The 7657-nt window shown below is 55.5% G+C and carries 5 protein-coding genes; 3 read left to right on the top strand and 2 right to left on the bottom strand.

All coding sequences use genetic code 11. The features are described from left to right. Both thpD and ACT3TY_RS17620 read left to right on the top strand, forming a co-directional pair. Window positions 1-939, top strand: a 939-nt coding sequence (thpD, locus tag ACT3TY_RS17615) for an ectoine hydroxylase (protein WP_444629061.1), incomplete at its 5' end; no start/stop codon positions are given. Between the two features lie 116 nt (window positions 940-1055). Further along, on the top strand, window positions 1056-1721 hold the full coding sequence (locus ACT3TY_RS17620; RefSeq protein WP_444629062.1) for a fumarylacetoacetate hydrolase family protein: 666 nt from the start codon (window positions 1056-1058) through the stop codon (window positions 1719-1721). Window positions 1722-1802: 81 nt separating this feature from the next. On the opposite strand, the gene speA is transcribed toward ACT3TY_RS17620, so the two are convergent. Further along, window positions 1803-3716: a biosynthetic arginine decarboxylase gene (gene speA, locus ACT3TY_RS17625; RefSeq protein WP_193053324.1), complete on the bottom strand. Its 1914-nt coding sequence runs from the start codon at window positions 3714-3716 to the stop codon at window positions 1803-1805. Beyond that, window positions 3713-4672, bottom strand: coding sequence for a homoserine kinase (locus ACT3TY_RS17630; RefSeq protein WP_172117347.1), 960 nt, complete (start codon window positions 4670-4672; stop codon window positions 3713-3715). Before ACT3TY_RS17630 ends, speA begins: the two co-directional genes overlap by 4 nt. Before the next feature lie 163 nt (window positions 4673-4835). Between ACT3TY_RS17630 and polA the strand changes: the two genes are divergently transcribed. Beyond that, window positions 4836-7610 (top strand): DNA polymerase I, encoded by a 2775-nt coding sequence (gene polA, locus ACT3TY_RS17635; RefSeq protein WP_172117348.1) that lies wholly within the window; start codon window positions 4836-4838, stop codon window positions 7608-7610. The last annotated feature ends 47 nt before the right edge of the window (window positions 7611-7657 follow it).

Consider the following 7657-nt stretch of genomic DNA (forward strand, 5'->3'; position numbering starts at 1 on the left):
CATTACAGCGAGTTAGCGGATTCGCCCTCTTCACAACATACGAAACTGTATGATCCCTATCCATCGCGCTTGGCACAGCCTCCTCAAGCACTTTGGCAGGCGCGTCAGGACGCCGTTGTAAAAGGGCATCACCTGGCAGGGCCTTTAAGCGAAACTCAACTGGATGAATTTGAACGTAAAGACTTTTTGTTTATCCCGAATTTGATTAGCGGTAGTGAGCTTGATGAGCTGCGTGCTGAGATGCAGGCACTTATGAATACGGATGCTTACCGTGATAAAGACTTCAGTATTACCGAGCCTGAAAGTAATGAAATTCGTTCACTGTTTGCGGTACACCACCTTTCAGAACGCTTGGGCGCGCTGGCCAGAGATGAGCGCGTGGCAGGCGCCGCTCGGCAGTTGATTGGTGATGATCCTTATGTGCATCAGTCACGCATTAACTACAAGCCGGGGTTCGCCGGTAAGGGCTTTAACTGGCACTCGGATTTTGAGACCTGGCATGCTGAGGATGGTATGCCCGGTATGCATGCAGTAAGTGCGTCCTTGATCCTGACCGATAATCACGAATTTAATGGCCCGCTGATGCTGATTCCTGGCTCGCACAAGAAGTTTGTGCCCTGCCAGGGGGAGACGCCAGTGGATAACCATAAGCGTTCGTTGAAAGCGCAGGAAGTGGGCGTACCAAGCCCAGAGGCGCTCACTGAACTGGTCGCTGAGCACGGTATTGAAGCGCCGAAAGGTAAGGCGGGTGGGCTATTGCTGTTTGATTGCAATACACTGCATGCCTCAAACGCTAACTTGTCGCCGGACCCGCGCAGTAACGTGTTCTTCGTCTTTAACCGCCCCGATAATCGCTGCCGCGAGCCGTATGCGGCCCCGCAGCAGCGTCCGGACTTTCTGGCCCATGACCCAGGCCAAGAGTGGCTAGTCGATAAGTGATTGGGAGGATGAGCGATAACCTCGTATTGGGTTGTGGAACATACACATAGGTAGGGTAAACTATTGCGTCTGTCGTTAAGAACGCGGCACGTATAATGAGAAGGAGAGTACCCGCCATGCGTCTTGTTCCACAATTTACCGACGGTCAGGCATTTCCCCATGCATTGGGCAAAGTCGTATGTGTTGGCCGCAACTATGCTGATCACGCGAAAGAGCTGGATAATCCCGTTCCCAGCGAGCCGCTGTTATTTATTAAGCCTGCGACGAGTGTCGTGGATATAGAGCAGCCGCTGAGCCCGCCTTTTTCTCAAGGCGATGTACACTACGAAACCGAGCTGGCCCTGTTAGTTGGGGAAACCCTCACCCACGCGACGCCGGATGAAGCGGAACGTGCGATTGTGGGTATTGGTTTAGCGCTCGATTTAACACTACGCGATGTACAAACGAAGCTGAAAGAGAAGGGCCACCCGTGGGAGATCGCCAAGGGTTTTGATGGGTCTTGCCCGCTATCCAGGTTCCTGCCGCTAAGCCGAGTACCCAACTGGAATGCGCTGGCCTTTACGCTGGAGGTTGATGGTGAAGCGCGCCAGCATGGGGAAGGTTCGGATATGATCTTTGCGATTCCCTCGCTGGTCGCGGAAATGAGCCGTTATTTCACGCTTGAGCCGGGCGATGTCATTTTAACCGGCACCCCCGCCGGTGTCGGTGAGTTAACTCGAGGCACATCACTGCGCTTAACGCTGACTGGCGGTCTGGAAGTGACAACCTCTGTTACTGAATAAGCCAGCGTTGCATAGTGAAAGCGCCCCTTGGTCTTCCAGGGGGGACGCTTTCTATTGGTTCTGAAAAGTAAGGCGATAGCGTTACTCTAAATACGTATAGCCTTCCAGTCCTTCGTGCAGGCTTGCCGCAAAGCTTTCCTGCTCTTGCTCTGAGAAATCGCTATTGACGATCTGCTCAGTCAGCTTTTGCATAAGTTCCTTGGCGTCAAAGTTGACGTAGGCCAGTACATCGGCAACGGTATCACCCGCCAGCGGATTGGAAAGCACCCACTCGCCGTGCTCGTTTAATGCGGCGTCAACCGAGTCGGTATCGCCGAACAGGTTATGCAAGTCACCCAGAATTTCTTGATACGCCCCCACCAGGAAAAAGCCTAGCCAGCGCTCATCTTCCGAGGGCCATTCGGGAAGGGGTAGGGTGCTTTCTACACCTTGTCCATCAACGTAGCTGTCGATACGTCCGTCTGAATCGCAGGTAATATCCTGAATGACAGCACGGCGTGTTGGGGGTTGATTCAGCCCGCTTAATGGCAGTACCGGGAAGATCTGCTCAATGCCCCACACATCAGGCACCGACTGGAACAGCGAAAAGTTAACAAACAGCTTGTCAGCCAGCTTCTCGGCGAGCTCGTCCATAATTTCGCGGTGTGCCCGATTACGAGTATCCAATTGACTGCGCAAACGCGCACAGGCGGCCAAATACAGGCGCTCGCCTTCGGCACGGGCATTGATATCGCTCAGGCCCAGCACAAACCTGTCCTGTAACTCGCTTACTGCCTGCAAGAGGTCATGCCAGGCCTCGACCAGCATGCGCGGCTCCTGAGGCGTGGCAAGCTGGTCGAACACGCGCCACAGGGCATCAACCTGTATATCGTCCCGAGGCGCCTTCTCGGGCGGCGTATCATCAATGCGCTCTTCGCCAATCACATTGGTAATAAGCACTGCGTGGTGGGCCGTCAATGCCCGGCCCGATTCGCTGATTAAATGGGGCTGAGGTAAATGGGACTCTTCGCACAGCTGAGCAAAGGCGCTCACCACGTTACGGGCATATTCACGCATCGAGTAGTTGGCAGAGCAGTAACTGCGCGAGCGAGTGCCTTCATAGTCAATGCCTAGGCCGCCGCCCACATCGACCGTATCAATCGGTGCGCCAAGGGTAATCAGGTTCTGATAAAAGCGGGCACACTCACGCAGGCCACGCTGAATGTCGCGAATATTGGCGATCTGCGAGCCCAAGTGGAAGTGCACCAGCTGCAGGCTTGCCAAGGCGTCCTGGGCGCGCAGCGTTTCCACCACTTCCAGAATTTGGCTGGCAGTCAGGCCGAACTTGGATTTTTCACCGCCGGTATTTTGCCACTTGCCTTTCCCTACTGAGGCCAGGCGCGCACGCAGGCCAATACGCGGGGTAACATCCAGCTCCCGGGCCTCTTCCATGATCATCGCAAGCTCGGAGAGCTTTTCCACGACCAGGTAAACACGGTGGCCAAGCTTCTCGCCCAGCAGGGCAAGGCGCACGTACTCACGGTCCTTGTAGCCGTTACACACGATTAGCGATGACCCGCCGCCCGAGAGAGCAAGCACGGCAAGAAGCTCGGGCTTGCTGCCCGCTTCCAGGCCCACTCGGCCATTACCGCGCTCGGAAGTCGCCAGAATTTCCTCGACCACGCGGCGCTGTTGGTTAACCTTGATGGGGTAAACCGCCGTGTAGCCGCCCTGGTAGTCAATATCACTCATGGCAGCATCAAAGGCGCCGCACAGCTGTTCAACCCGGTCGTGCAGAATATCGCTAAAGCGCACCAGAATAGGCAGGCGTAGGCCCGCCTCCTGCAACTGAATCACCAGCTCACGCAGGGGCAGGGTAGGGCCTTCGGCGTCGCTGCCTAGGGGGCGTACCAGAGCTTGGCCGTGGTCGTCTACATCAAAGTAGCCGCTGCCCCATTGGTCGATATTCCATGTGCGGCGAGCACTTAGTGCTGACCCACTTTGCGTTGCACTCATAAGTCAGCCTCAGGAAGAGGTAAGGCGCCATACGCAATGCGCGCGTTTAAGATGGTATGAAAACGCTCGGGGTCGTGAGGTGTTAAATCGTGAGCCGGTGGGTCAACGTAGACGACCAGCAGGCGCGATAACCAATAGCGTAGCGCCGTCATGCGCAGCATTATCGGCCATACGTCACGCTCCTCGTGGGTGAGTGGTCGGCGTGCCAGGTAAGCCCCCAGCAAGGCATTATAGCGCTCTGCATTGAGCGTGCCGTCTTCATTTGATGCCCAGTCGTTAATCACGATGGCGAGATCAAACAGTAGGTCACCAGTACAGCCATTATAAAAATCAATGATGCCGCCAAGCTGATCGCCATCGAACAGCGTGTTGTCGCGAAACAGGTCACCATGGATAGCCCCTTGGGGCAGCTTGGCGTACTGACTGAAGGCGCTTTCAAAATCCTCGACTTCGTTTTTCATTAATGCCTGATCATCAGGGCTTAAGTACGCCAATACTTTATGGTGCATGGCCTGTAGCCAGTGCAAGTCGCGGGGGTTCGGACGATGGCCGGAGAAGTGCTGTGAGATCACATGCAAACGCCCCAGCGTGTCCCCAAGCGCCCGGCACTGCGCCAGGTTAGGGGCGACGGGATGACGGCCCGGCATACGCGGAAATAGCAGGGCCGGTTTATCCGCCAGGCTGTGCAGTGCAATGCCATCGCGGTCATGAACCGGGCCTGGCACTGGCAAACGGTGTTCATCCAGGTAGTCCAGCAGGTCGACGAAGAACGGCAGCTCTTCATGTTCACCTTGTTCAAACAGGGTGAGCACCAGTTCTCGGCGCTGCGTGGTAACAAAAAACGTTGAATTTTCGGTGCCGCCCGCGACTCCTTGCAGAGATACAAAGCCACCAACATCAAAGTTGTCTAAAAACGTAGCGACCTGTGCGTCGCTAAGCGGGGTGAATACAGCCATGAAAGTCTCGCCCAGGTTGCTAAGCTGATTATTGTAGCGGCTTGCTGGCTGAGTTGGCAGCGTTGTTAAGCGCTTAAGCGTATTTGTATCCGCCAGTTTATTTCAGCCGCTGGCGCTTAGCGCGTATCATGACCCTATACTTTTTTTGCAATGGATATTGGTTATGGCCCGTGCCCCGATCGTGCTCGTCGATGGTTCCTCGTACTTGTATCGTGCCTTCCACGCGCTGCCGCCGTTAACAACCTCTAATGGCCAACCGACGGGAGCCGTTAAGGGCGTGCTGAACATGCTCAAACGGCTCATAAAGGATTATCCGCAAAGCCCAATGGCGGTGGTGTTTGATGCGCCGGGCAAAACCTTCCGTGATGAGCTCTTTGAAGACTACAAGGCGCATCGCCCACCGATGCCGGATGATTTACGCAGCCAGGTCGCCCTACTGCATGCCTGCGTAAAGGCGCTTGGCTTGCCACTTTTATGCATTGACGGCGTGGAGGCGGATGACGTGATAGGTACGTTAGCGCACCGTGCCACGCAGGCGGGTCGGGATGCAGTGATCTCCACCGGCGATAAAGATATGGCGCAGCTGGTGAATGCGCATATCACGCTGGTCAATACCATGAAAGATGAAACCTTGGATGAGGCCGGTGTGGAAGGCAAGTTTGGTTTGCCGCCTGCTCTGATTATCGATTACCTCGCCTTGATGGGCGATAAGGTCGATAACATCCCGGGCGTGCCGGGTGTGGGCGAGAAAACCGCCTTGGGGCTGCTGCAGGGAATGGGCGGCGGGCTGGATACCATTTACGGGGATTTAGAGCGGGTTAAAACGCTCTCGTTTCGTGGGGCCAAAACGTTATCCAAAAAGCTTGAAGAGCACCGTGAGCAGGCCTATCTCTCCTATCAGCTCGCCACCATCAAAGTCGACTGCGATCTGCCGGTTGGGCTGGATAATTTAGATATTGCGCACCCGGATCGCGAACAGCTGGTTGCGCTTTATAAAGAGCTTGAATTCAGGCAGTGGCTGGCTGAACTGCTGGAGGGAAAAGATGAAGGCGTGGATGACGTAAAAGGCGGCGAACCGGTATCTGACGATGCTGAGGAAACCAGTGATGCGCAGTCAGCCAGCCCTCAAGAGCGCCAGGACCATGTCATCGTTGAGCAAAGCGAACTGGACGCTTGGCTCAAGCGCTTAAAAAGCGCCAAGCGGTTCTGTTTTGACCTGGAAACGACCAGCCTGAATTACATGGAAGCCGAAATTGTGGGAATTGGACTGGCGCTCGACGCCGGTGAAGCGGCCTATATTCCGCTGGCCCACGACTATTTGGATGCTCCCGCTCAGTTGGATAGAGCCAAGGTTTTAGCTGCGCTCAAGCCGCTGTTCGAAGATCAAAAGACCATCAAGATTGGCCAGAACCTCAAGTACGATATTTCCGTATTGGCCAACTACGACATTATCGTTGCTGGAACGCTGGCCGATACGATGCTGGCCTCTTATGTACTGAATTCCACGGCAACGCGCCACGACATGGATTCGCTGGCGCTTAAGTACCTGGGCGAGAAAACCACCTCGTTTGAAGAGATCGCTGGTAAAGGCGCCAAGCAGTTGACCTTCAACCAGATAGCGTTAGAGCAGGCAGCACCTTATGCCTGTGAAGATGTGGATATTACCCTGCGCTTGTACGATGTGTTGCGCCCGCAGGTAGATAAAGAGGGGCGCCTGGCCCAGGTGCTGGATCACCTGGAGCTGCCGCTGATCAAGGTGATTTCCCGCATTGAGCGTAACGGCGTGGCGATAGATGCTGAGCGCCTACACGCGCAGAGCCAACAGCTGGATAAGCGCATTCGTGAACTGGAAATTGAAGCGTTTGACCTGGCCGGGCGTGAGTTTAATCTGGGCTCGCCCAAGCAGTTAGGCGAAATTCTGTTTAATGAGCTGAAGATCCCTGTTCTCAAGAAAACACCCAAAGGCGCGCCATCAACGGCCGAAGCGGTGCTTGAGGAGCTGGCGCTGGATTACCCGCTGCCCAAGGTCATCATGGAGCATCGCGGGCTTTCCAAGTTGAAGTCCACCTACACCGATAAGCTGCCGCGCTTGATCAACAAGGCAAATAACCGGGTACACACCAGTTATCACCAGGCGGTCACCGCCACCGGTCGTCTCTCTTCATCGGACCCGAACCTGCAGAACATCCCCATTCGCACCGAAGAGGGGCGCAAGATTCGTCAGGCGTTCATTGCCCGGCCCGGCTATCGCATTGTTGCCGCTGACTACTCGCAGATCGAGCTGCGCATCATGGCGCACCTTTCAGAAGACAAGGGCCTGCTGGAAGCGTTTGCCGAGAATCGCGATATCCACACGGCCACTGCCGCGGAAGTCTTCGGCACCGCGCTGGACAAAGTGTCCAGTGATCAGCGGCGTAGTGCTAAAGCGATTAACTTCGGGCTGATTTACGGTATGAGCGCGTGGGGCCTTGCGCGCCAGCTGCATATCGAGCGCAATCAGGCGCAAACCTATATCGACCGCTACTTTGACCGCTACCCAGGCGTGGCTCGCTATATGGACCGGATTCGCACCCAGGCCGCGGAAGATGGGTTTGTGGAAACCGTGCTGGGGCGCCGCCTGTACCTGCCGGAAATCCACTCGCAAAACCGCAACCGCCGTCAGGGCGCTGAGCGTACCGCGATCAACGCGCCCATGCAGGGCACCGCCGCGGATATCATCAAACAGGCCATGATCGACGTGGACGCTTGGCTTGCAGAGGGCGAGTTCGATGCGCTGATGGTCATGCAAGTACATGATGAACTGGTGTTTGAGGTGAAAGAAGAGCAGGTGGAAGCGTTTATTGGTGAAGTGCAAACGCGTATGCAAGCCGCCGCCGAGCTTAAAGTACCGCTGATTGTTGAAGCCGAAAGCGGGGTTAATTGGGATGAAGCGCATTAAAAAGTAAATAGTGCTCACATGAAAACGGCCCGCCAAATGGCGGGCCG

This window comes from Halomonas sp. AOP22-C1-8 (assembly GCF_052378905.1).
Lineage (GTDB): Bacteria > Pseudomonadota > Gammaproteobacteria > Pseudomonadales > Halomonadaceae > Vreelandella > Vreelandella citrativorans.

Coding starts and splice junctions, on each gene's coding strand:
- polA (WP_172117348.1), top strand. CDS start 4,836: ATGGCCCGTGCCCCGATCGTGCTCGTCGATGGTTCCTCGTACTTGTAT.
- ACT3TY_RS17630 (WP_172117347.1), bottom strand. CDS start 4,672: ATGGCTGTATTCACCCCGCTTAGCGACGCACAGGTCGCTACGTTTTTA.
- speA (WP_193053324.1), bottom strand. CDS start 3,716: ATGAGTGCAACGCAAAGTGGGTCAGCACTAAGTGCTCGCCGCACATGG.
- ACT3TY_RS17620 (WP_444629062.1), top strand. CDS start 1,056: ATGCGTCTTGTTCCACAATTTACCGACGGTCAGGCATTTCCCCATGCA.